We start from the raw sequence: 20,613 nt of genomic DNA on the forward strand, positions 1-20,613 counted from the left end.
GGCCTCACATGCGTTCGAAGGAGCGGCGCAGCTCCCAGTCGGTGACCGCGGCGTCGAAGGCGTCGGTCTCGACGCGCGCCATGTTGCGGTAGTGCGCGACGACCTCGTCGCCGAAGGCCGCCTCGGCGATCGCGCTGTTCTCCCACAGCTCGGCGGCCTCGCGCAGGGTGGTGGGGACGTGCTCGAAGCCGGCGGTGTAGGCGTTGCCGGGGCAGGGTTCGGGCAGCTCCAGCTTCCGCTCGACGCCGTACAGGCCGGCGGCGACCATGCCGGCGACGGCCAGGTGCGGGTTGACGTCGCCGCCCGGGAGCCGGTTCTCGAAGCGCAGCGAGCGGCCGTGGCCGACCACGCGCAGGGCGCAGGTGCGGTTGTCGCGCCCCCAGGCGACGGCGGTCGGGGCGAAGGAGCCCGGCTGGAACCGCTTGTAGGAGTTGATGTGCGGGGCGTACAGCAGGGAGAACTCGCGGAGCGCGGCGAGCTGCCCGGCGAGGAAGTGCCGCATCAGCCCGGACATGCCGCCCGGGTCCCGCGCGGTGCCCGCCATGGCGTTGTTCCCGTCGGCGTCCGCGAGGGAGAGGTGGATGTGGCAGGAGTTGCCCTCGCGCTCGTTGTACTTGGCCATGAAGGTGATCGAGACGCCCTCCTGGGCGGCGATCTCCTTGGCGCCGGTCTTGTAGACCGCGTGCTGGTCGCAGGTGACCAGGGCCTCGTCGTAGCGGAAGGCGATCTCGTGCTGGCCCGGGTTGCACTCGCCCTTGGCGGACTCGACGGTGAGTCCGGCGCCGGCCATCTCGTTGCGGATGCGGCGCAGCAGCGGCTCGACGCGTCCGGTGCCGAGCACGGAGTAGTCGACGTTGTACCGGTTGACCGGGGTGAGGCCGCGGTAGCCGGCGTCCCAGGCCTGTTCGTAGGTGTCCTCGAAGACGATGAACTCCAGCTCCGTGCCGACCTGGGCGGTGAGGCCGAGCCCGGCCAGCCGGTCGAGCTGGCGGCGCAGGATCTGGCGGGGGGCGGCGGCGACCGGGGAGCCGTCGTCCCAGGCGAGGTCGGCGACGACCATGGCGGTGCCCTCGTTCCACGGCAGGCGGCGCAGGGTGTCGAGGTCGGGGTACATGGCGAAGTCGCCGTAGCCGGTGTCCCAGGAGGACATCTCGTAGCCGTCGACGGTGTTCATGTCGGCGTCGACGGCGAGCAGGTAGTTGCAGCCCTCGGTGCCGTGGTGGAGCACCTCGTCGAGGAAGAAGCGGGCGGCGAACCGCTTGCCCTGGAGCCGCCCCTGCATGTCGGGAAAGGCCAGGACGACCGTGTCGATCTCACCGCCGGCGACGAGGGCGTGCAGCTCCTCGACGGTGAGCGGGGGTGTGCGGTCTGCCACGGGAGAGCCTCCTCGGGCTTCTTCGGCCAGCCGGGAGCCATAAGGTATTGCCGAGAACCATTGTTTGGGAAGGGGGCACGGCCGGATGGCACAGGAAGCGGTCGGCGGGGTCGGGGACCGTCTGGCGCCGGTGCTGCGGCAGGTCCGCGCGGGCAACGGTTTCGAGGAGGCGCTGGAGCAGATCCTCCAGGTGGTGCGCCTCGGCCTGGTGGCGGGCGGGGAGCGGCTGCCGGCCGAGCGGGAGCTGGCGGAGCGGCTGGGCATCAGCCGGGTGACGCTGCGCGAGGTGCTGAAGGTGCTCCAGGACCAGGGGCTGGTGGAGTCGCGGCGCGGCCGCTACGGCGGCACGTTCGTGCTGCCCCGGCCGACGGACACGGGCGAGGCGGAGCTGCGGCGGCGGATCGCGGGGACCGACATCGAGGACGTGCTGCGCTTCCGCGAGGTGCTGGAGGTGGGCGCGGCGGGGCTGTGCGCGGCGCACGGGCTGACGGACGGGCAGGCGGCGCGGCTGCGCGCGGCGCTGGCCGGCACGCACGACGCCCCGCTGGCCGAGTACCGGCGCCTGGACACGCTCTTCCACCTCACCCTGGCCGAGCTGTGCGGCTCGCCGACGCTGACCGCGCAGTACGCGGCGGTGCGGGCCACGGTGAACGACCTGCTGGACTGCATCCCGCTGCTGGTGCGCAACCTGGAGCACTCGCAGCGGCAGCACACCGCGCTGGTCGAGGCGGTGCTGGAGGGGGACGCGGACGGGGCGCGGGAGGTGATGCGCGAGCACTGCGCGGGGACGGCGGCGCTGCTGCGGGGGTTCCTGGCGTGAGGGAACCGGGGGCGCGCCGGGCGTGACACGCCGGGTGCCGGGGCAGGGTTTACCGCGGCTTGGCGCACGGGCCTTGCGCTCGCACCGTCCACGCCGCGAAGGTATGGGCCCACAAAGGTCTGGATCCGTTCCATTGCACCCTCCATCGCCGCCGCCCCCTGGGGAGCCGCCCGTGAGCCTTCCATCCGCGTCCCGTGAGACCGCCGGTGCGGCGGACGACTACCTGGAGCGCAGGAGACTGCGCCGCGGCAGCGCCGGCTGGCTGCTGCTGACCGGTCTCGGCGTGGCCTACGTCGTCTCCGGCGACTACTCGGGCTGGAACTTCGGCCTGGCCGAGGGCGGCTTCGGCGGCCTGGCGATCGCCACGGTGCTGATGGGCACCATGTACACCTGCATGGTCTTCGCCCTGGCCGAGCTGTCCTCGGTCCTGCCCACGGCCGGCGGCGGCTACGGCTTCGCCCGCCGGGCGCTCGGCCCCTGGGGCGGGTTCCTCACCGGCACGGCGATCCTCATCGAGTACGTCCTCGCGCCCGCCGCGATCTCCATCTTCATCGGCGACTACGTCGAGTCCCTGGGCCTGTTCGGACTGGAGTCGGGCTGGCCGGTGTACCTGGCCTGCTTCGTGCTCTTCATCGGCATCCACCTGTGGGGCGTCGGCGAGGCGCTGCGGTTCAGCTTCGTCGTCACGGGCGTCGCGGTGGCGGCGCTGGTCGTCTTCGCCGTGGGGGCGCTGCCCGGGTTCGACGCGTCCTCCCTCGACGACATCCCGGTGGACTCCTCGGCGTTCGGCGCGAGTTCCTGGCTGCCGATGGGGCTGCTGGGCATCTGGGCGGCGTTCCCGTTCGGGATGTGGTTCTTCCTGGGTGTGGAGGGCGTACCGCTGGCCGCCGAGGAGACCAGGGAACCGGCCCGTACGCTGCCGAGGGCGATCCGCTGGTCCATGGGCATCCTGGCGGTGCTGGCCGTGGTGACCTTCTTCGCGGCGGCCGGGGCGCGCGGCTCGGCCGCGGTGCAGGACGCGGGCAACCCGCTGGTGGCGGCGCTCCAGCCGGACGGCGAGGCGACGGCGCTGAGCCGGATCGTGAACTACGCGGGCCTCGCGGGACTGGTCGCGTCGTTCTTCTCGCTGATCTACGCCGGTTCGCGCCAGCTCTTCGCGCTGTCCCGCGCGGGCTACCTGCCGAAGTTCCTGTCCCTCACCAGCAGCCGCAGGGCACCGTACCTGGGACTGCTCGTGCCCGGCGCGATCGGCTTCGCCCTGGCCGCCGGGTCGGGCGACGGCGCGCGCATGCTGAACATCGCCGTGTTCGGCGCGACGATCTCCTACGCGCTGATGTCCCTCTCGCACATCGTGCTGCGCCGCCGGGAGCCGGAACTGCCGCGGCCGTACCGCACGCCGGGCGGGGTGCTGACCTCCTCGGTGGCGCTGGTGCTGGCCTGCGCGGCGCTGGTGGCGACGTTCCTGGTGGACGTGACGGCGGCGTTCATCGCGCTGGCCGTGTACATCGTGGCCGTGGCGTACTTCGGCCTCTACAGCCGCAAGCACCTGGTGGCGAAGGCGCCGGAGGAGGAGTTCGCGGCGCTGGCGGCGGCCGAGGCGGAGTTGTCACGGGACTGAGGCGCGAGGAGGTGCTCGGCATGGCGGCCAGGCCGCTGATCGGCGTCAGTACGTACGCGGAGTCCGGTGTGCGCTGGGGGGTGTGGCGACTGGACGCCGTGCTGCTGCCGGCCGGCTACCCGCGCCTGGTGCAGCGGGCGGGCGGACTGGCGGCGATGCTCCCGCCGGACGCGCCGGAGCACGCCGCGGCGACCGTGGCGCGGCTCGACGGTCTGGTGATCGCGGGCGGCCCGGACGTGGAGCCCGTCCGCTACGGCGCCGAACCCGACCCGCGCACCGGGCCGCCCGCGCGGGCGCGGGACACCTGGGAGCTCGCGCTGATCGGGGCGGCCCTGGAGCGGGGTCTGCCGCTGCTGGGCGTCTGCCGGGGGATGCAGCTGCTGAACGTCGCCCTCGGGGGCACGCTCGTCCAGCACGTCGACGGCCACGCCGAGGCGCCGGGCGTCTTCGGCCGTCACCCGGTCAAGCCGGTGCCGGGCACGCGCTACGCCGGGCTCGTCCCGGAGCAGACCTCCGTACCGACCTTCCACCACCAGGCGGTGGACCGCCTGGGCGAGGGCCTGGTCGTGTCGGCCCACGCGGAGGACGGCACGGTGGAGGCGGTCGAACTCCCGGCGTCCCCCTGGGTCCTGGGCGTGCAGTGGCACCCGGAGATGGGCGACGACGTGCGGGTGATGCGCGCGCTGGTCGACGCGGCGCGGCCGGCCGTCGGCTAGCCGGCCGGCCGCGTGCCGGGCTGCGGGGCCCGCCGGCCCCGCGGCTCCGCGCGCGGGGCGTGGCCGGCACCCGCGCCGGGGGCGGCCGGAGCGACGGGGCCCCCGTCACCCCGCGGCGGCAGCCACCGCCCGGCACGACCCGCGGCCGGCGCCCCCGCCCGGGAGGGGTCCGGAGGAGCGGACGCGCTCCCTCACCCCCGGGTCAGCGACAGCAGGTCCCGCGCCGGGCCCGTGGGGCGGTGGCCCGTCGGCCAGACCGCCCGCAGGTCACGGGCCAGCGCGATGCCGTCCACGGGGATGCGGACCAGGCGGCGCATCGCCAGCTCCTCCCCCACGGCCAGCTCGCTGAGGACCGCCGGGCCGGCGCCGCTCACCGCCGCCGCCTTCACGGCGGTGGTGGAGGACAGCTCGATCAGCGGGCGGGCCGGTCCGCCCAGGGCGGCGTCCAGGACCTGGCGGGTGCCGGAGCCCTTCTCCCGCAGGATCAGCGGGGTGGCCGCCAGTTCCCGCGCGGCGACCGGGCGCCGGCGGCGGGCCCAGGCGTGCGTGGGCGCCGCCACGACGATCAGCCGGTCGTGCGCGATCACCACGGAGTCCAGGCCGGCCGGCACGGTGAGCCCCTCCACGAACCCGAGGTCCGCCTCCCCCGACACCAGCCGCTCGGCCACCACCGCCGAGTTCCCGGCGAGCAGCGACACCGCCGTGTCCGGCCGCTCGGCGCGCAGGGCGATCAGCCAGCCCGGCAGCAGGTACTCGGCGATCGTCATGCTCGCCGCCACCCGCAGCCGTGAGTCCCTGCGGTCCCGCAGGGCCTGGGCCCCCGCGTCGAAGGCCTCCGCCGCCTCCACGATCCGCCGTGCCCAGTCGGTGACCAGCGCCCCCGCGTCGGTCAGCCGCGACCCCCGCGGCGAGCGGTCCACCAGCGCCACGCCGAGCTGCCGTTCCATCGACCGGATCCGGCTGCTCGCCGCGGGCTGGGTGATGCCCAGTTCCCGTGCCGCCCCGCCCAGGCTCCCCAGACGCGCCACCGCCAGCAGCAGCTCCAGCGCCCCGAGGTCCGGCACCCGGTGGGCCAGGGACGCGGTGCCCGGGTGCCGGTCACCGGCGTGGTCGTCCGTCATGCTCATAAGGCCAGCTTATGTCGCCATAGAGGCGTGCTCCCTGGTGACCGTCCTTCCCCGGTACGACCGTATGACCATGGTCCTCGCAGCCCCTTCCCGGCCTCCTCACCCCCGTGCCACCGCACGGCCCGCGCGCGCCACGGCCGTCCGTCACCTCGGACCCAACTGGTACGCCTGCGTCATGGGCACCGCCGTCGTGGCCGGCGCCGGAGCCGCACTGCCCGTGCGCGTGCCCGGGCTGCGCCCCGTGCTCACCGCCGTCTGGGCCCTGTCCCTCGTCCTCCTCGTGGCCCTGCTCGCCGCCCGCGCCCTGCACTGGGCCCACCATCGCGACCAGGCCCGCGCCCATCTGCTCGACCCGGCCACCGCCCCGTTCTACGGCTGCCCGTCCATGGCGCTGCTGGCCGTCGGCGGCGGCGCCCTCACCGTCGGACGGGACTGGATCGGCGCCGGTCCGGCCCTCGCCCTCGACACCGTGCTGTTCACCGCCGGTACGGCCGTCGGGCTCGCGGCCGCCGTGACCGTCCCGTACCTCATGGCCGTGCGCCATCGGGTCACGCCGGAGCAGGCGACGCCCGTGTGGCTGCTGCCGCTGGTCGCGCCCATGGTGTCCGCCGCCCTCGGACCGCACCTGGTCCCCCACCTGCCGCCGGGGCAGCCCCGGCAGACGCTGCTGTTCGCCTGCTTCGCCCTGTTCGGGCTCAGCCTGCTCTCGACCCTGGTGATGCTGCCGCTGGTCTTCGCCCGGCTGGTCACCGGCGGCCCGCCGCCCCTGGCGCTCACCCCGACGCTGTTCCTGGTGCTCGGGCCGCTCGGCCAGTCCACCACCGCCGTCGGCGCGTTCGCCGACGTCGCCCCCGGTGTCGTGCCGGCGCCGTACGACGAGGGCTTCGGCCTGCTCGCGGTCCTGTACGGGGTGCCCGTCATGGGCTTCGCGCTGCTGTGGCTCTGCCTCTCCGGCGCCCACGTGGTGCGGGCCCGGCGCCGGGGGATGCGCTTCGCGATGACGTGGTGGTCGTTCACCTTCCCGGTCGGCACCTGTGTCACCGGCGCCGAGGCGCTGGCCCGGCACACCGGGCTGCTCGCCTACGACGGCCTCGCGCTCGTCCTGTACGCCGTCCTGGTCGCCGCCTGGGTCACCGCCGCGGTGCCCACGGTGCGGGGCCTGGCCGGCGGCGCGCTGCTCGCAGGGCCCGGCCCAGCACCGTCGGCGCCTCCGCCAGCGACGGTCCGTACCAGGTGAGGTGCCGGCCGCCGACCAGCGCGCAGGGCAGCCCGGGGAAGGCCTCCGGTCCGTCGTCCGCGGTGAAGCGGTACGGCTCGTCGGGGAGCACGACGAGGTCCGGGTCCGCCGCGCGCAACGCGTCGAGCGGGATCCGCGGATAGCGCTCCGGGTGGTTCGCGTACAGGTGGTCGACGCCGAGCCGGGACAGCAGGTCGCCGGCGAAGGTGTCCCGGCCCAGCACCATCCAGGGCCGCCGCCACACCGGCACCACCGCCGTCCGGCGCTCCGGCGGCACGGGCAGGGCGTCCCAGGCGGCCTCGGCCTCGTCCAGCCAGCGGGGCCGCGCGGGCCCCCCGCACGCCGTGAGCACCCCGGCCAGCTCGCGGAAGGCCTGCGGCAGCGTCCGCACCCGCGTCACCAGCACCTCGACGCCCGCCGCGCGCAGGGCCGCCAGGTCGGGCCCGCGGTTCTCCTCCTCGTTGGCGACCACCAGGTCGGGGGCGAGGGCGAGGATCCGGTCCACCTTCGGGTTCTTCGTCCCGCCGACGCGTACGACGTCCAGCTCCGCGGGATGCGTGCACCAGTCGGTGGCGCCCACCAGCGCGCCGGGCGCGGAGAGCGCCACGGCCTCCGTCAGCGACGGGACGAGGGAGACGACCCGGGGTCCGCTCATCGGCGCGGCTTGTCCCGCACCGCCTCGATGTGCTCGGCCACGGCGACGACGACGAGCCGCGTCTCCGGGACCGTGGCACGCCAGCGGTGCCGGACGCCTCCGGTGAGGTACAGGGTGTCGCCGCGGCCGAGGCGGTAGGCGCGGCCCTCCGCCTCGATCTCCACGGCGCCGTCCGCCACGTACATCAACTGGTCGTTGCGGAACTGGAGTTCCCGTCCGGCGTCGTGGTCGCCGGTGAACTCCGAGGCGTGCATCTGGTGGTGGCCGCGCACCAGGGAGCGCACCCGCGGGTCGAGCCCCGGTTCACCGCCGGCCCCCTCGGCGCGGACGACGTCGACGCTGCACGCCGGGTCGGCCGCGGCGAGGAGCTCCACGGCGGTGGTGCGCAGGGCGTCGGCCACCTTCTCCAGGGAGCTCTGGCTGGGACGCGCCCGCTCGTTCTCGATCTGGCTCAGGAACGGTACGGACAGGCCGCTGCGCTCGGCCACGACGGCGAGGGTGAGGTCGAGCGCGCGGCGTCGCCGCCGCACCGCCGCGCCCACCCGCAGGGGCTGTTCTTTGTGGTCGCCCATCGCTCCGGCTCCCTCCTTCGCCCATCGTCCCGTGTCCGCGCCCCGTTGTCCCGGCGCACGTCCCCTGTGGGGGTTGTCTGCACCCTACGCACGTTCGGCAAACCGTTTCAGGCGCCTGCCGCGTCGCCGTCGCACGGGGCCGGGCCCGACCCCACACTTCGCGCCAGCCGCCGAGCGGGACGTTCGGTTCCCCGCGCGCGCGACACGGGGTGTTCCCGCCATTGTTCCCCGGGGTTGGCCGGAGGTCACGAGGAGGTCCCGGGGAGGGCATAGCGGTGCGTGGTTGTCCGGATTCCTACCGTCGTCACGGCCGTCCCCGGCCCCCGGACACGCCGCAGGGGCGGGCCCGGCCGCGCCGTGGGGCGCGGGGCCGGACCCGCCCCTGACGGCGCGGCCGGTACGGCGATCAGCGCGGGGTCATCCGCTCCACCACGTCCGGGTGCTCCTCCAGCCAGGCGGCGACGGCCTCCTCCTCGTGGCCCTGGCCGCGGTCCTTGATCTCGCGCTCCAGGGTGCCGAGCTCCTCCTCGCTCATCCTGAAGCCCTTGATCCACTCCGTGAGCCGCGGGTACTGCTCGGGGAACTCCTCGCTCGCGATGGTGTGGATCGTGTTGCCCTCGCCGAAGAGCTTCCTGCCGTCCTTCAGCTTGGTCAGCTCGTACTCGCTGTACGCCCAGTGCGGCGACCAGAGGGTGACCGCGACGGGCTCCTTCGCGGCGTAGGCGCGCTTGAGCTCGGCCAGCATCGCCGGGGTGGAGCCGTCGACGACCTCGTACTCCTCGTCCAGGCCGTAGCCCGGCAGGACCTTCGTCTTCAGCAGGTCCATCTCGCCGGTGCCCGGCTCGATGCCGATGATCCGTCCGTCGAAGAGGCCGGCCTTGCCCTTGAGGTCCTCGAGGGACTTCACGTCCTTGACGTAGGAGGGCACGGCGATCTCCAGCGAGGTCGGCTCGTACCAGGTGCCGAGGTCGGTGAGGTCGTCCTTGCTCTTCTCCCAGTAGTTCTTCTGGGCGTGCGGCAGCCAGGCGTCGAAGTTGAGGTCGAGGTCGCCGGAGGCGAGGCCGGTGTAGACCGGCCCGACGTCCATCTGCTTCAGGTTCATCCGGTAGCCGCGCCGTTCGAGGACGTTCTTCCACAGGTAGGTGACGGCGACGTCCTCCTCCCAGGGGAACCAGGCCACGTCCAGCGGCCGCTTCGCCTCGGCGGGGGTGGCGCCGGACCCGACCGGGGCCAGCTCGTCGACGACGCCCGGGTTGTCCTTCAGCCAGGCGCGGACGGCGTCCTGCTGCCTGCCCTTGCCGGCCCTGTTGATCTCGGCCTCGAGGCCGGTGAGCTGCTTCTCGGTCATCGAGAAGTTCCTCAGCCACTCGCCCACGAGCGGGTTGTCGTCGGCGAAGCCCTTGCGGGACAGCGTGTGCACGCCGTCGCCCTCGCCCCAGGCGCCCCTGGGGTCCTTCAGCTTCTTCAGGTCGTAGTCGCTGTACGCCCAGTGCGGCGACCAGAGCGTGACGACGACCGGCTCCTTCTTGCTGTAGGCCCGCTTCAGCTCGGCCAGCATGGCCGGCGTGGAGCTGTCGACGACCTCGTACTCCCCGTCCAGGCCGTACTCCTCGAGGACCTTGCCCTTGAGCAGGCCCATCATGCCGGCGCTGGACTCGATGCCGGTGATCTTCCCGCCGAAGAGGTCGGCCTTGCCCTTGAGGTCCTCCAGGGAGTCGACGTCCTCCATGTACGCCGGGACGGTCAGCTCCAGTGACGTCCGGTCGTACCAGGCGCCGAGGTCGTCGAGCTTGTCGCCGTACTTCTTCCAGTACGGCTCGTGGGTGGTGGGAAGCCAGGCGTCCGTCTGGAAGTCGATGTTCCCCTGCGCGAGCGCGGTGTACAGCGGGCCGGCCTCGAACTGCTCGGCCTCGACCTCGAAGCCGCGCCGCTCGAGGATCTCCTTCCACAGGAAGGTGGAGGCGACCCCCTCGTCCCAGGGGATGTAGCCGATGGTGACCTTCTTGCCCTTGCCGACGTCCTCGCCGCCGGCGGTGGCGTCCGTGCCGCCGCTGCCGCCGAAGAGCCCCGTGCCGCCCGCCACCAGGGCGAGGACGACGACGCCGATCACGGCGACCTGCGGGCGGGGCCGGTAGGACCAGATCCTCATCCCCCGGGCGGCGCGGGCCTTGGCGGCGGCGCGCCGGCCGAGCGGGGAGACCTGGGTGCCCAGGGCGCTGGTCATGCGGTCCAGGTAGATCGCCAGGATGACGATGGCGACGCCGGACTCGGCGCCGAGACCGATGTTGAGCTGCCCGATGGCCTCGATGACCGCGCCGCCCAGGCCGCCGGTGCCGACCATGCCGGCGATCGCGGCCATGGACAGGCCGAGCATGATGACCTGGTTGACGCCCGCCATCACCGTGGGCAGCGCCAGCGGGAGCTGGACGCGCAGCAGGGTGTCGCGGGGTGCGGTGCCGAACGCCTCGGCCGCCTCGACGAGCTCCTTGTCGACCTGCCGGATGCCCAGCTCGGTCATGCGCACGCCCGGGGCGAGCGCGAAGATCAGGGTGGCGACGATGCCCGGGGCGGGGCCGGTCCCGAAGAACAGGATCGCCGGGATGAGGTAGATCATCGCGGGCAGCGTCTGCATGAAGTCCAGGACCGGCCGGACGAAGGCGCTGACCCGGTCCGAGCGGGCCGCCCAGATGCCCACCGGCACCGAGATGACCAGCGCGATCACGGTGGCGACGATGACCAGCGCCAGCGTCACCATCGAGTCCTCCCACAGTTCGAGGGAGTCCAGGAAGGCGAAGCCGGCGAAGGTCAGGACACCGGCGAAGGTGCCGCGCAGCCAGAAGGCGATCACCGCGAAGATGCCGGCGAGCAGCAGCGGTTCGGGCGCCTGGAGGACGGCGTTGACGCCCTCGTAGGCGCCGGTGAAGACGGCCTTGAAGAAGTCGAACAGCCAGGTCACGTCGGCGAGCAGCCAGTCGACCGCGCCGTTGACCCAGTCGCCGAGCGGAATCCTAGGCACGGGCCATCACCTTCTCGCCGCCCTTGTCCCGCGGGGAGTCGCAGGTGCCGGGGCTCGCCTCCTCGTCGCCGAGGAAGCCGACGAGGCGCTGCCGCGGCACGACGCCGACGACCGTGCGGTCGCCGTCGAGGACCGCCACGGGGTGCGGCACGCGGGCGCTCATCGCGCACAGATCGGTGAACGGCGTCTCGGGCGTCGCGGTCTCGCAGCCGCAGTCGGCCTCGTCGCCGCGGACCTCGCGCTCCATCACCGCGCCGGCGGTCAGCACGCGGGAGCGGTCGACGTCCTGGGTGAAGGAGGCGACGTAGTCGTCGGCGGGGCGGATCAGGATGTCCTGCGCGGTGCCGATCTGCACGATGCGGCCGTCGCGCATCACCGCGACGCGGTCGCCCAGGCGCATGGCCTCGTTGAGGTCGTGGGTGATGAAGACGATCGTCTTCCTCAGCGTCTTCTGCAGTTCGAGCAGCTGGTCCTGCATGTCGCGGCGGATCAGCGGGTCGAGCGCGCTGAACGACTCGTCCATCAGCAGCAGGTCGGCGTCGGTGGCGAGCGCGCGGGCCAGGCCCACGCGCTGCTGCATGCCGCCGGACAGCTCGTCGGGCCACGAGTCCTCCCAGCCGGCCAGACCGCACAGGGCGAGCGCCTCGTCGGCGCGGCGTTCGCGCTCGGCGCGGGGCACGCCCTGCACTTCCAGGCCGTAGGCGGCGTTGTCGCGGACGCTGCGGTGCGGGAAGAGCGCGAAGTGCTGGAAGACCATGCTGATCTTCCTGGAGCGGACCTGGCGCAGCTGCCGGTCGGACAGCGCGGTCAGGTCCTGGCCGCCGAAGCGCACGTGTCCGGCGGTCGGTTCCAGCAGGCCGTTCAGCATGCGCAGCAGGGTGGACTTGCCGGAGCCGGACAGGCCCATGACGACGAAGATCTCGCCGGGTTCCACGGTGAACGAGGCGTCGATGACGGCCGCCGTGGTGCCGTCGGCGCGCAGCTCCCCCCGGTCGGTCTCGTTCCTGCGCAGTCGTTCGACCGCCTGGTCCGGTCGTCTGCCGAACACCTTGTACAGATGCTCGGCCTCAAGCCTGGATGACACGCGTACCTCTTGCTCTCGACGGCAGTGGAAGGAGCGATGCGCGGTGGACGGCCCGTACGGGCCGAGGCAGTTGAATCTGCAACCGGCATCGCTCCGGGCCGCGCCTCCCCGCTTTCGCACGGGGCAAACGTGTCCGTGCGTCGCCTCACACCGGTACCGCCCTGCACAACGTGTTGCGCAGGGCGCACGACGGTTCGCCGCCCGGGGTGCTGTCGGTGGCGTACGGCATGATGCGGAGCGTGACCGGACGACTGATGCTCCTCGACACCGCCTCCCTGTACTTCCGCGCCCACTTCGGCGTCCCGGAGTCCGTCAGGGCCCCGGACGGCACGCCGGTGAACGCCGTGCGCGGGCTGCTCGACTTCATCGACCGCCTGGTGAAGGACCACCGGCCGGACCTCCTGGTGGCCTGCATGGACGCCGACTGGCGCCCGCACTGGCGGGTGGAGCTGATCCCCTCCTACAAGGCGCACCGCGTCGCCGAGGAGCGCGCGGCGGGCCCGGACGAGGAGCAGGTGCCCGACACGCTCTCGCCCCAGGTGCCGGTGATCGAGGCCGTCCTCGACGCGGTGGGCATCGCACGGGTGGGGGTCACGGGGTACGAGGCGGACGACGTGATCGGCACGTTCACCGCCCGGGCGCGGGGACCGGTCGACATCGTCACCGGCGACCGGGATCTGTACCAGCTGGTGGACGACGCGCGCGGGGTGCGGGTGCTGTATCCGCTGAAGGGCGTCGGCACGCTCCAGGTCACCGACGAGGCCGTGCTGCGCGAGAAGTATGGCGTGGACGGCCGGGGGTACGCGGATCTGGCGCTGCTGCGCGGCGACCCGAGCGACGGCCTGCCGGGCGTGCCGGGCGTCGGGGAGAAGACGGCCGCCAGGCTGCTGGCCGGGTTCGGCGACCTGGCCGGGATCCTGGCCGCCGTGGACGACCCGCGGTCGAAGCTCACGCCGTCGCAGCGCAAGCGTCTGGACGAGGCGCGGCCGTACCTCGCGGTCGCCCCCAAGGTCGTCCGGGTCGCGGACGACGTCCCGCTCCCGGACGTCGACACGGCGCTGCCGCGCACGCCGCGCGACCCGGCGGCGGTGGAGTCCCTGGCGGCCCGCTGGGGTCTGGGGGGGTCGCTGCGGCGCCTGCTGACGACCCTCTCGGAGTGAACCGCGGACATTCTTCCACCACCGGTGAACCGGACGGACCGCCCGCCGACGGGGCGTCGACCACGAACGGGGTGCTAACTTAGGTAAACCTAACTACCACGGCTGGGAGGCCCGCATGGCAGAGCGACCGGCACGCGCTCCGCGCACGCCGCACACCGCCGAGGTCATCCGCACCGAGCGGCTGACCCCGCACATGCACCGTGTGGTGCTCGGCGGCGAGGGCCTCGCCGGCCTCGCGGCGGACACCTGCACCGACCACTACGTCAAACTGCTGTTCCCGGCCGCGGGGGTGACCTATCCGGAACCCTTCGACCTGCAGCGCATCCGCGAGGAGTTCCCGCGCGAGCAGTGGCCGGTGACCCGGACGTACACCGTGCGCCAGTGGGACGCCGAGCATCACGAGATGACCGTGGACTTCGTGATCCACGGGGACCAGGGCCTGGCGGGCCCCTGGGCGGCGGGCGCCCGGCCGGGCGACGTCGTCCGGTTCCTGGGGCCGGGCGGCGCCTACGCCCCGGACCCGGCCGCCGACTGGCACCTGCTCGCCGGCGACGAGAGCGCGCTGCCCGCGATCGCCCGTTCCCTGGAGGCGCTGCCGCACGGCTGTGAGGCGTACGCCTTCGTGGAGGTGGCCGGCCCGGAGGAGGAGCAGAAGATCGACTCCGACGTGGAGATCCGCTGGCTGCACCGCGGCGGCCGTCCCGTCGGCGAGGCGCTGGTGGAGGCCGTGCGGAATCTGGACTTCCCCGAGGGCCGGGTGCACGCCTTCGTCCACGGCGAGGCCCACTTCGTGAAGGAGCTGCGCCGTCTGCTGCGGGTCGAGCGCGGGATCGCGCGCGAGGACCTGTCGATCTCCGGTTACTGGCGGCTCGGCCACAACGAGGACGGCTGGCAGGCCTCCAAGCCGGAGTGGAACGCGCGCATCGAGGCGGAGCAGGAGGGGGCACGGGCCTCCGCCTGACCTTCCGGCCGGGTCCGCCCGGCGCCGGCCGGGTGAACCGTGGCCCCCGCGTCGGCCCGGGACGGCGTGGCGAGCCGGTGCCGGGCGGGCCGCTGCCGCATGATCCGGGTGCGTGGCACACACCTTCGAAGAGCTCGTGGCCAAGCAGCGCGCGGCGGACGAGGCGCACACCCGGGTGCGGCATCTGCAGGACGCCTACGGCCCTCCCGCCCGGGCCAAGTGGAGCGCGCAGCAGACCGCCACCTGGGAGACCGCCCGGCGGGCCTGGCGCGATCTGGCGCGGGACGTCCGGATCGCGGTGAGCGAGTACGCGCGCGCCGAGGGCGTACCGCGCCACGAGGTCGAGGACCGGGTGCAGCGGGCGCTACGGCGCGAGGAGGAGGGCGAGGCGGACGCGCCGGACGCGTAAGGGGCGGAGCACCGGACGCGTGGGGTGGGTCGAGGGAGCCGCCCCGCGGTCACACGGACCGGGCGCCGCGGGACCCGCCCTGCGGACGGGCGGCGAACCCTCCGCCGCGGGCCCGGCCGCCACGGCCGTCCCACCCGGTCCCTCCTGCCCGCGGCCCGGCCTCGTACCCTTGCTCGCTGTGAGACGCAGACGCCCGGCCCCGCCCTCCCCCTGCCGCAGCGCGACGGGGTGGACCCGGTGCGGGTGCGGCTGCCCGCCGGGGGGCCCTGGGCCACGGTGCGGGAACACCTGGTGGGGCGGCTGGCGGCCGGTCCCGGTGTCGTCGACGGGATGTTCGCCGCAGGGCTGTTCGTCGGAGCGGACGGACGGGCCGTGCCGGCCGACGCCCCGTACGAACCCGGCATGTTCGTGTGGTTCCACCGGGAGCTGCCCGAGGAGGTGCCGGTGCCCTTCCCGCTGGAGGTCGTCCACCGGGACGAGCACATCGTCGTCGTCGACAAGCCCCACTTCCTGGCCACCACCCCGCGCGGCGGCCATGTCGCCCAGACCGCGCTCGCCCGGCTGCGCCGCGAGCTCGGCATTGCGGAGCTCGGTGCCGCGCACCGCCTGGACCGGCTCACCGCGGGACTGGTGCTGTTCACGGTGCGCCCCGGGGAGCGCGGCGCGTACCAGACGCTGTTCCGCGACCGGCGGGTGCGCAAGGAGTACGAGGCCGTCGCCCCCCACGTCCCCGGACTGGACCTGCCCCGTACCGTGCGCAGCCGGATCGTGAAGGAGCGCGGGGTGCTCACCGCCCGGGAGGTCGCGGGTGAGCCGAACGCGCTGACCCGCGTCGAGCTCGACGAGCACCGGGCGGACGGTCTGGGCCGGTACCGGCTGGTGCCCCGCACCGGGCAGACCCATCAGCTGCGGGTGCACATGAGTGCCCTGGGCGTGCCGATCCTCGGCGACCCGCTGTATCCCGAGGTGACCGGGCCCGTCCCGGCCGGTGACTTCCGGCGTCCGCTGCAGCTGCTGGCACGGTCGCTGGAGTTCACCGATCCGGTGACGGGCGTGGAGCACCGGTTCACCAGCCGTCGGACGCTCGCCGCGTGGTCCTCGTACGCGGACTGGGCCGCCGGTCAGTAGCCGCGCCACCAGAGCAGGAAGCGCCGCCACACGCCCCGCGGCCGGACCGGTTCCGCCGCCGGCTGCGGCGGTGGCACGAAGGCGGGCTGCGGGACGGAGCCGACGCGCTGCCCGGACGGCGCCGTCGGTGCGGGAGCCGGCGCGGGCTGCGGCCGGGCGGCGCCGATGTGCCAGTCCTGCTGCACGGGTGATGCGTTCTGGTGGCTCGGCCGCTGCGTGACGTCCTGCTGCGGCCGCGGGGTGAAGTGGACGGGCAGCGCCACCAGGTGACGCGAGGCGATGGATTCGGTGTAGACCAACTCGTCCTCGTGGACGCTGAGTTCGACGTCGGGCAGCCGCATGAGCAGTGCGTCGACGCCGACCTCGGCGATGGCACGGCCGATGTCCTGCCCCGGGCACTCGTGCGGGCCGCCGCCGAAGGCGAGGTGGGAGCGGTTGCCCTGCATGTCGGCGGTCGGGTCCGGGCGCACGCGGGGATCGACGTTGGCCGGGGCGGGCGCGAACAGCAGTCCGTCGCCCCTGCGGATGCGCTGGCCGCCGAGCTCCGTCTCCTGCTTGGCGAAGTAGCCGAAGGTGGTGCTGAACGGCGGCTCGTCCCAGAGCAGTTGCTCCACCGCCTCCGGCACCGTCATCTGGCCGCCGTTGAGCTGGGCGCGGAAGCGCGGGTCGGTCAGCACCTGGCGCAGCACGTTGGCGAGGAGGTTGGCGGTGGTCTCGTAGGCGGCGATGAGCACCAGCCTGAGGTGTTCCCTGACCTCGTCGTCGGTCAGCCCGGCCGGGTGGGTGATGAGACGGCTGGTGAAGTCGTTCACCGGCTCGGCCCGGCGCAGGGCGGTGAGACGGCCCAGGATCTCCACGATGTACGCGTTGCTGGCGTTGGCGGTCTCGGTGCCCCTGATCATGTCGCGGGCGGCCTCGACGATCCGGTCGTCGTACTCGTCGGGCATGCCGAGGATCTGGCACATCACGGCCATCGGCAGGTGTTCGGCGTACTGGCCGACGAGGTCGGCCTCGCCCTCCTCGCAGAACCGGTTGACGACGCGCTGGGTGCTGCGGTTGACGTGCCGGCGCAGGGTGCGGAAGTCGATGGTCGCCACGGCGGCGTCGATGGCGCCGCGCAGCCGCTTGTGCTCCTCGCCCTCGGCGTGGGCGCACATCGGCTGCCAGGCGATGTGCGGCATGAGCGGGTGGTCGGGCTTGACCAGGCCCTCCCTGAACGGGGACCAGATGCGGGTGTCCCGGGTGTACTGCGCGGGGGTGCGCAGCATGTGCTGGTTCTCGGCGTGGCCGAGGACCACCCACACCGGCAGGTCGTCGTGGAGCAGCGCGGGCGCCACCGGGCCGTACTCGGCCCGGAGTTCCTCGTACAGCTTCCTCAGGTCCTTCGCCTCGTGCAGTCGGCGCAGTCCTCCGGGGCCCAGGCCGTGCGCGGGGCAGCCGGGGGGAGGACCGAGCCGGGAGTCGTCCGTTCCGGTCGGGGGGTGTCCGGTCGGGGAGTGGGATTCAGGCGTCACAGTGGTCGCTCCGAAAGCGAGAGCCGGGGTTCTGGGCAGGGGCGGATCCGGGTTCAGGTGAGCGAACCCGTCATGGCGAGGGAGTGCAGGAACCGCATCAGGGTCATCAGGACGTCACGGCTGGAGGCCCGGCGCCGTACGTCGCACTCCATGATGGGGATGTCCTCGGTCAGGTCGAGGGCGCCCCGCAGGTCCGCGAGGGGGTAACGCGGCGCGTCCGGGAAGGAGTTGACCGCGACGACGAACGGCACGCCGCGCTCCTCCAGCCGCCCCATGACGTCGAAGCTGACCTCCAGGCGACGGGTGTCGACCAGCACCACCGCGCCGAGCGCCCCCTCGAACAGCCCGTTCCACAGGAACCAGAAGCGCTCCTGGCCCGGGGTGCCGAAGAGGTACAGCACCAGCTGGTCGGTGATCTTGATGCGGCCGAAGTCCATGGCCACCGTGGTGGCCGTCTTGGACGTGGAACCGAAGTTGTCGTCGACCCCCACGCCGGCCTGCGTCATGGTCTCCTCGGTGGTCAGCGGTTTGATCTCGCTGACCGAGCCGACCATGGTCGTCTTGCCGACCCCGAATCCGCCCACGATCACGATCTTCGCCGCCGCCTCGGCCGTGTGCGGCAGCCGGTCCTCGGTCCGTGGGCCGGGGATCGTGTCAGAGCCTTTGAAGTCCATGCATCACCGCTTCGAGAAGGGAACGGTCGGGGAGCGCCTGCCGGACGATCGGGGCGTGCGCCTGCACCAGTTCCGCCGTCAGCATCTCGGTGATCAGCACGGTCACCGCGCTGAACGGCAGGTTGAGGTAGGCCGACAGCTCGGCCACGGACAAGGGGGCGACGCAGAGGCGCAGCAGCGCCGCCTGCTCGGGCGTGGCGGAGGGCGGGGGGTCCGGGGAGCGCGCCACGATCAGCGTCACGAGGTCGATGTCCGCGCGTTCGCCGTCCGCACCGGCGACGACGTACAGCCGCTCCGGGTTGCCGCCCCTGCCTCCCTTGGCCGGCCGGGGAGGGGATCCGTCCTGGGGGGAGCGCCTCTGGCGCTGCGGAGGAGTCATACGGTCTGCCCGTTCCGGCGGGGCGGAGTGGTGAGGTGGGCGCCGATGCGGACGACGAGGTCGCGCATCATGCCGCCCATGCGGCCGGGTTCGCAGGTCATGTCGGACAGGACCGCGAGATAGGCGTTGGCACCGGCCGCCATCAGGTAGAAGTAGCCCCCGTCGATCTCGATGAGCACCATCTTCATCTCGCCGTCGCCGCCCGGGAGTTCCTGGGCGACGGCCCCGGCGAGGCTCTGCACCCCGGCGCAGGCCGCGGCGACCCGGTCGGCGGCGTCCGGATCACCGCCGTGGCGGGCGATGCGCAGGCCGTCGGCGGAGAGCACCACGATCATCTCGACGCCGGGTACGCCGTCGGCGAGCTCCTTGAGCATCCAGTCGAAGTTGGCTCGCTGCTGGATCACTTGAGGTCCCCCTCGTCATCGGCCTCGGTCCGGGCCGGTTCGTTGATGAGATGCAGGTAGGCGGTCGGGTTCCGGGTGAAGTCGGTGGGGTGGACGCCCGGTTCGAGGTCCTTCTTCAGTCCCTCCCAGAAGGCGTCGACCCACAGACCGGGTTCACGGTCGTCCTTCTTCGCCGGCTCGGGCGCGGGTGTCGCCCAGGGGTCCTGGTACGTCTCGCCCCGCTCCGCGGCCTCGCGCCGGGCCCGCTCGGCGGCCGCCTGCTCGGCGTAGCGCTGGGCCAGCGGGACCTTCACCCGGCTGCGGCGCTGCGGCAGGCCGCCCGCGGTCCACTCGGTGACCTCGGGGACGTCGTCCTCCATGGAGACCGAGGCCGGGATGCGGGGGCTGGTGGGGCGGCGCTTCTTGGGCGCGCGCTCCGGCCCCGGCAGGGCGTCGACCTGGTGGGGCACGGCGGTCGCCCCGATGCCGTGGGCGAGGCCGACGCCGGGCTGGTCGGTCAGCATGTCGCTGGGCACGACGAGGACGGCGCGGACCCCGCCGTACGCGGAGGCGCGCAGCGAGACCTGCATGTCGAACGCGGCGCAGAGCCGGCCGACGACGGCGAGGCCGAGGCGCGGGTTCTCCCCGAGTTCCTGGAGGTCGACGCCCTTCTGGGCGCGCTCCAGGATGCCCTCGATCCGGGCCCGGGCCTGCTCGTCGAGGCTGACGCCGGCGTCCTCGATCTCGATGGCGACGCCGGTCTGCACCTCCGTGGCGGTGACGTGCACCTTGGTGCTCGGCGGTGAGTAGCGCGTGGCGTTGTCGAGGAGTTCGGCGGCGGCGTGGATGACCGGCTCGACGGAGATGCCCTTGACGTTGACCTTGGCGATCGACTTCAGCTCGATGCGGCGGTACTCGAGGATGCGGGACATGGCGCCGCGCAGCACGCTGTAGAGCGCGACCGGCTGGGGCCACTGGCGTCCGGGGCGGCCGCCGCCGAGCACGGAGATGGAGTCGGCGAGGCGGCCGATCAGCGCGGTGCCGTGGTCGATGCGCAGCAGGTCGTCGAAGACCTCGGGGTTGCGGCCGTGGTCCTCCTCCATCTCGCGGAGTTCCTTGGCCTGCTGGTGGACGATCGCCTGGACGCGGCGGGCGATGCTGACGAAGGAGCGCTGGGAGGAGTCCCGCAGGTTCTCCTCCTCGTCGATGATCCGCAGGATCGTGCTCAGCAGTTCGATCTGGTACCGCGGCAGGTCCCGCCAGGCCGGGTCGAGCCGGGGCAGGTCGCGGAGCACCTCGTCGGGGTCGTGTCCGTGGTGCAGGTGGTCCAGGGCCGCGGGGAAGACCCGCTTCGTGAAGTGGTGCGTCTCCGTGTCGTGGGCGGCGATCCGCGCCTCCAGATACGCACGGTGACGCTCGTGCTCGGCCCGCGCGTCGCGCAGGACGCGGCCGCGGCGCGCCGTCTCGGCCGCGGTGGCGAGCACCAGCAGGGTGGCGACGGCACCGCACACGCCGACGGCGATCCGGGCGGGCTCCGCCACCAGGGCGACGGCGGCTCCGGCCACCGCGGCCATCACTATGACCGGCGGCAACAGCACGCGCATGGAGGGGAGTTCGCGACGACCGGGCGGGGACTGGACACTCACCATGTGGGCCTCTGAGACGAATCGGCTGGCGGTCGGGGAACGTGCGGGGCATGTCGGGAAGCCGTGGGGGTATTCCGCACCATGGGGAACAAGCGCACGAATTCATCCCAACTCGGTGCGCTGCGGGCGAGCTTAGTCC

Annotated in this window: 19 protein-coding genes; 8 read left to right on the plus strand and 11 right to left on the minus strand. The window is 73.4% G+C overall.

The annotated features are described in order from the left end of the window. Positions 1 to 4: 4 nt before the first annotated feature. A complete protein-coding gene (locus GL259_RS09080) occupies positions 5 to 1,375 on the minus strand; it encodes a glutamine synthetase family protein (RefSeq protein WP_159530911.1) in 1,371 nt (456 codons plus the stop codon). 85 nt (positions 1,376 to 1,460) lie between these two features. On the opposite strand from GL259_RS09080, the gene GL259_RS09085 reads away from it, so the two are divergent. The 3 genes from GL259_RS09085 (at position 1,461) to GL259_RS09095 (ending at position 4,529) form a co-directional block, all read left to right on the plus strand. Beyond that, complete coding sequence (locus GL259_RS09085; protein ID WP_159530913.1) at positions 1,461 to 2,195, plus strand: FCD domain-containing protein; 735 nt, start codon at positions 1,461 to 1,463, stop codon at positions 2,193 to 2,195. 172 nt (positions 2,196 to 2,367) lie between these two features. Then, the gene (gene eat / locus GL259_RS09090) at positions 2,368 to 3,813 is read left to right on the plus strand and encodes an ethanolamine permease (protein WP_159530915.1); all 1,446 of its coding nucleotides are present in this window, start codon (positions 2,368 to 2,370) and stop codon (positions 3,811 to 3,813) included. A 20-nt stretch (positions 3,814 to 3,833) separates the two neighbouring features. Then, positions 3,834 to 4,529, plus strand: coding sequence for a gamma-glutamyl-gamma-aminobutyrate hydrolase family protein (locus GL259_RS09095; protein WP_159530917.1), 696 nt, complete (start codon positions 3,834 to 3,836; stop codon positions 4,527 to 4,529). Positions 4,530 to 4,720: 191 nt separating this feature from the next. Here the strand turns inward: GL259_RS09095 and GL259_RS09100 are convergent, their stop codons facing one another. After that, positions 4,721 to 5,656 (minus strand): LysR family transcriptional regulator, encoded by a 936-nt coding sequence (locus GL259_RS09100; RefSeq protein ID WP_159530919.1) that lies wholly within the window; start codon positions 5,654 to 5,656, stop codon positions 4,721 to 4,723. Between the two features lie 175 nt (positions 5,657 to 5,831). Here GL259_RS09100 and GL259_RS09105 point away from each other — a divergent pair, with 175 nt between their 5' ends. Further along, on the plus strand, positions 5,832 to 6,893 hold the full coding sequence (locus tag GL259_RS09105; RefSeq protein ID WP_243762279.1) for a TDT family transporter: 1,062 nt from the start codon (positions 5,832 to 5,834) through the stop codon (positions 6,891 to 6,893). On the opposite strand, the gene GL259_RS09110 is transcribed toward GL259_RS09105, so the two are convergent. The 4 genes from GL259_RS09110 to GL259_RS09125 all read right to left on the minus strand — a co-directional run bounded on the left by GL259_RS09110 (position 6,787) and on the right by GL259_RS09125 (position 12,220). After that, positions 6,787 to 7,548, minus strand: coding sequence for a helical backbone metal receptor (locus tag GL259_RS09110; protein WP_159530923.1), 762 nt, complete (start codon positions 7,546 to 7,548; stop codon positions 6,787 to 6,789). The genes GL259_RS09105 and GL259_RS09110 overlap by 107 nt on opposite strands. Continuing rightward, entirely contained in the window at positions 7,545 to 8,120 is a 576-nt protein-coding gene (locus GL259_RS09115) for an XRE family transcriptional regulator (protein WP_159530925.1), read from the minus strand. Before GL259_RS09115 ends, GL259_RS09110 begins: the two co-directional genes overlap by 4 nt. 406 nt (positions 8,121 to 8,526) lie before the next feature. Beyond that, a complete protein-coding gene (locus GL259_RS09120; RefSeq protein WP_159530927.1) occupies positions 8,527 to 11,136 on the minus strand; it encodes an ABC transporter permease/substrate binding protein in 2,610 nt (869 codons plus the stop codon). Beyond that, entirely contained in the window at positions 11,129 to 12,220 is a 1,092-nt protein-coding gene (locus GL259_RS09125) for a betaine/proline/choline family ABC transporter ATP-binding protein (protein ID WP_159530929.1), read from the minus strand. Before GL259_RS09125 ends, GL259_RS09120 begins: the two co-directional genes overlap by 8 nt. 230 nt (positions 12,221 to 12,450) lie before the next feature. Between GL259_RS09125 and GL259_RS09130 the strand changes: the two genes are divergently transcribed. The 4 genes from GL259_RS09130 to GL259_RS09145 all read left to right on the plus strand — a co-directional run bounded on the left by GL259_RS09130 (position 12,451) and on the right by GL259_RS09145 (position 15,878). Further along, entirely contained in the window at positions 12,451 to 13,380 is a 930-nt protein-coding gene (locus GL259_RS09130) for a 5'-3' exonuclease (RefSeq protein WP_243762551.1), read from the plus strand. Between the two features lie 115 nt (positions 13,381 to 13,495). Further along, entirely contained in the window at positions 13,496 to 14,341 is an 846-nt protein-coding gene (locus tag GL259_RS09135; protein WP_159530931.1) for a siderophore-interacting protein, read from the plus strand. A 112-nt stretch (positions 14,342 to 14,453) separates the two neighbouring features. Beyond that, a complete protein-coding gene (locus GL259_RS09140; protein ID WP_159530934.1) occupies positions 14,454 to 14,750 on the plus strand; it encodes a hypothetical protein in 297 nt (98 codons plus the stop codon). 228 nt (positions 14,751 to 14,978) lie between these two features. Further along, positions 14,979 to 15,878 carry an RluA family pseudouridine synthase gene (locus tag GL259_RS09145; protein ID WP_243762280.1) on the plus strand — a complete coding sequence of 300 codons (900 nt, stop codon included), beginning with the start codon at positions 14,979 to 14,981 and terminating at the stop codon, positions 15,876 to 15,878. Here the strand turns inward: GL259_RS09145 and GL259_RS09150 are convergent. The 5 genes from GL259_RS09150 to GL259_RS09170 are packed head-to-tail and all read right to left on the minus strand — an operon-like array spanning position 15,872 to position 20,477. Continuing rightward, complete coding sequence (locus tag GL259_RS09150) at positions 15,872 to 17,392, minus strand: cytochrome P450 (protein ID WP_159530936.1); 1,521 nt, start codon at positions 17,390 to 17,392, stop codon at positions 15,872 to 15,874. The two genes, GL259_RS09145 and GL259_RS09150, sit on opposite strands and share 7 nt — an antisense overlap. 53 nt (positions 17,393 to 17,445) lie before the next feature. Then, positions 17,446 to 18,066 carry an ATP/GTP-binding protein gene (locus GL259_RS09155; protein ID WP_159530938.1) on the minus strand — a complete coding sequence of 207 codons (621 nt, stop codon included), beginning with the start codon at positions 18,064 to 18,066 and terminating at the stop codon, positions 17,446 to 17,448. Further along, on the minus strand, positions 18,047 to 18,445 hold the full coding sequence (locus GL259_RS09160) for a DUF742 domain-containing protein (protein ID WP_159530940.1): 399 nt from the start codon (positions 18,443 to 18,445) through the stop codon (positions 18,047 to 18,049). The genes GL259_RS09155 and GL259_RS09160 overlap by 20 nt, the downstream gene beginning before the upstream one ends. Continuing rightward, on the minus strand, positions 18,442 to 18,849 hold the full coding sequence (locus GL259_RS09165) for a roadblock/LC7 domain-containing protein (RefSeq protein ID WP_159530942.1): 408 nt from the start codon (positions 18,847 to 18,849) through the stop codon (positions 18,442 to 18,444). Before GL259_RS09165 ends, GL259_RS09160 begins: the two co-directional genes overlap by 4 nt. Continuing rightward, the gene (locus GL259_RS09170) at positions 18,846 to 20,477 is read right to left on the minus strand and encodes a sensor histidine kinase (protein ID WP_166461457.1); all 1,632 of its coding nucleotides are present in this window, start codon (positions 20,475 to 20,477) and stop codon (positions 18,846 to 18,848) included. The genes GL259_RS09165 and GL259_RS09170 overlap by 4 nt, the downstream gene beginning before the upstream one ends. Between the last annotated feature and the right edge of the window lie 136 nt (positions 20,478 to 20,613).

Origin of the sequence: Streptomyces sp. Tu 3180, assembly GCF_009852415.1 — a bacterium.
GTDB lineage: Bacteria > Actinomycetota > Actinomycetes > Streptomycetales > Streptomycetaceae > Streptomyces.